The organism is Cyanobacteriota bacterium (assembly GCA_025054735.1).
GTDB lineage: Bacteria > Cyanobacteriota > Cyanobacteriia > SKYG9 > SKYG9 > SKYG9.
The window spans coordinates 1-2,497 of record JANWZG010000490.1; the positions used below are offsets into that span (position 1 = coordinate 1).

Genomic DNA, 2,497 nt, shown 5'->3' on the forward strand with positions numbered 1-2,497 from the left:
GTCAACGGATCCTGAATTGGCTAGGCTGGCTGTTGGGGATTGTACTAGTAGTCATCTGTTGGCAACTCATTAGCAATCGTACCCACTGGAACTTCGTCCAGGATGCTCCTACCCAAGTAGGAAACCTACTGAGCCGTGCGTTTCCTCCAGATTGGCGCTACCTACCCCAACTATGGCGACCCCTGTGGGATACCTTGAACATTGCTACTTTAGGAACCGTGATGTCAGTGTTAGTCGCAGTGCCAGTGGCATTTCTGGCTGCCCACAACACCACACCCCACCCTTGGATTCGGCAATTGATGCTGCTAGTGATTGTTGGGTCACGCTCGGTCAATTCCCTAATCTGGGCAATGCTCTTGGTAGCGATGCTGGGGCCAGGCATCCTAGCAGGAGTGATTGCCATTGGTCTCCGCTCCATTGGCTTTGTGGGTAAACTCTGCTACGAGGCGATTGAAGAAATTAATCCAGAGACCGTAGAGGCGATCGCTGCTACAGGGGCAAATCCGCTTCAGATCCTCACCTACGGGATTGTGCCCCAAGTGCTGCCTGCATGTGTTGGGGTCACCATCTTTCGTTGGGATATCAACATGCGAGAGGCCACTGTGCTGGGGCTAGTAGGTGCAGGGGGCATTGGCTTGCAACTGAATGCCTCCATTGCCGTCTTGCGCTGGTCGCAGGTCAGTGTCATTCTAACCACGATCGTTCTCCTAGTGCTGATTAGCGAGTGGCTTTCTGCTCAGGTGCGTCAAGCAGTCACATAGCGATCAACCGTGGTGTAGTATGTACCAGCAAAATTCAACTCAAGTAGCGAACTAGAGCTTGCAAGCCTAGGCGATAACTATCAGCACCGAACCCACTGATTTGGCCAATGGCTACAGGTGCAATATAGGAGTGATGCCGAAAGTCTTCCCGACGATAAATATTGCTCAGATGCACTTCTACCGTGGGCAGACTTGTAGCTGCGATCGCATCCCGAATAGCCACACTAGTGTGAGTGTAAGCTCCAGCATTGATAATAATGCCCTGATAAACCCCCACCGCCTGTTGGATGGCATCTACCAGCGTACCTTCATGGTTAGATTGCACGCTAGATACAGAAACACCCAAGGCTTTGGCCTCAGCCTGAAGCAGAGCATCAATGTCTTGCAGGGTCTGACTACCGTAGATTCCAGGCTCACGCACACCTAACAGATTCAAGTTAGGGCCATGAACGACTAATACGTGCGTCAATAGTAAATCCTAGTCTACAGAATTCAGCGGTGCTTAGGTTGATCAACAGGAACTGGAATCAACTCAGGTTCAGGTTCAGCATCTGGGCCGAGTAACACCTCAATCAACTTGCGCGCCCATTCCCTCAACTGTTCCAGCACCTTCTCAATCAAGTCCATTATGCAGTAGCTCCTTGCGATGGAATTGCTCTCCCCAAACATATGGTCGGCGACTAATCAATCCACTAGTTGCAGTCAGGCCACTGTAGAGAGCATAGTACTTCAGCAAACATCCATAGTTGCTGATTTATTGTCGTTAGATCCATGATAACGAAGATTAACGATAGGTCAAGAAAAATCAATCTAAAGTCAATCTAAAGACGGGGAACATCTAGGGACTATTAGCCGTCGGAGTTGATCGAGGGCAGTGCAGATGCTCATGTGGCGAATCCAGTCTCGGCCTTTAATATCGCTAAAACGGTGCTCATAACTCTCAACTAAACCATCTGCTGAGGCTAGTCCGATATACACTAACCCCACTGGTTTGGCTGCCGTACCTCCACTAGGGCCAGCAATGCCTGTGATGCTCAGTCCCCAAGTGGTGCCGAGGCGCGATCGCACACCTACTGCCATCTGTTGAGCAACAGCATGACTAACCGCACCTTGGCTAGCTAGAGTCTCTGGATCCACATTCAGCAGATTTACCTTGACTTGATTGTCGTAGGAGATAATGCCACCCCAAAAGTAGGCAGAGCTACCCGGTATAGCAGTAATCGCCTGTCCAAGTCCACCGCCTGTACAGGATTCAGCTACCGCCAAGGTCTCTCCTCTCGCCTGTAGTTGCTTGCCTACAACGGATGCTAAGCTGTCGTCGTCATCTCCGTAATAATCTAAGCCTGCAATCGCTTGCAGTTGAGTGGCAACCGGGTTAATTAGGGCTTCCGCTTCCTCGACGGATGCTGCTCTAGCCGACACCCGCAACCGGACTTCGCCGTTGCCAGCGTAGGGGGCAACAGTTGGATTACGCAACTCGAAGAAGGGGCTAACCTTAGCTGCAAGGGCAGATTCACCAATGCCCCAAAATCGCAGGCTGCGACTGTGGATGATAGTTTGTCCCCAACCTTGGCGTTTGAGGTAGGGAACGGCAGTTTCATGCCACATCAGCTTCATTTCAGAGGGCACACCGGGAAAGGTAAGGATGGTTAAGTGCTCACGGGGTTGCCAGATCATGCCAGGGGCTGTGCCCGATGGATTTGGTAAGACCTCGGCTCCCTTGGGTAATAGAGCTT

4 protein-coding genes are annotated in these 2,497 nt (G+C 51.3%); 1 reads left to right on the forward strand and 3 read right to left on the reverse strand.

The window, feature by feature from the left end; all coding sequences use genetic code 11:
• Positions 1-8 precede the first annotated feature (8 nt).
• Positions 9-761, forward strand: coding sequence for a phosphonate ABC transporter, permease protein PhnE (gene phnE / locus NZ772_17225; protein MCS6815299.1), 753 nt, complete (start codon positions 9-11; stop codon positions 759-761).
• 34 nt (positions 762-795) lie between these two features.
• Here phnE and aroQ read toward each other — a convergent pair whose 3' ends face one another.
• From aroQ to NZ772_17240, 3 genes are all read right to left on the reverse strand, one after another.
• On the reverse strand, positions 796-1,230 hold the full coding sequence (aroQ, locus tag NZ772_17230) for a type II 3-dehydroquinate dehydratase (GenBank protein ID MCS6815300.1): 435 nt from the start codon (positions 1,228-1,230) through the stop codon (positions 796-798).
• Positions 1,231-1,253: 23 nt separating this feature from the next.
• On the reverse strand, positions 1,254-1,388 hold the full coding sequence (locus NZ772_17235; protein ID MCS6815301.1) for a hypothetical protein: 135 nt from the start codon (positions 1,386-1,388) through the stop codon (positions 1,254-1,256).
• Between the two features lie 189 nt (positions 1,389-1,577).
• The coding region (locus NZ772_17240) for a CinA family nicotinamide mononucleotide deamidase-related protein (GenBank protein ID MCS6815302.1) at positions 1,578-2,497 on the reverse strand (920 nt) is incomplete at its 5' end.